Below are 239 nucleotides of genomic sequence, written 5' to 3'. Positions count from 1 at the left end.
CGAAGCGCACCACCTGATCGAGGGTGCGGGAGATGCCGTCGAGCGCGCCGTCCACGACGGTCAGCGCCTCGACGCCGCGCACGGGCCACTGGTCGCGGAGCACGTCGTGCAGATCGGGCAGCACCGGCAGGTCGTGGTAGCGGCCGGTGTCCGCGCGCGGCCGGGCGAGGGCCAGCGCCCGTTCGATCGAGGGGAGCATCGCGGGGTCGGGGGTGCCGAGCGACAGGTCGAGCCGGAGC

General features: G+C 75.3%; 1 protein-coding gene. It reads right to left on the bottom strand.

Features of this window, described 5'->3' with window-relative positions; genetic code table 11:
• Positions 1–239: hypothetical protein (locus ACZ3HG_RS24765; RefSeq protein ID WP_465335182.1), on the bottom strand; the 239-nt coding region annotated here is incomplete at both ends.

The organism is Erwinia sp. PME.40.26/001, from assembly GCF_055556675.1.
Note: the sequence above shows the minus strand (reverse complement) of the source record. Positions and strands in the feature narration are given on the sequence as shown.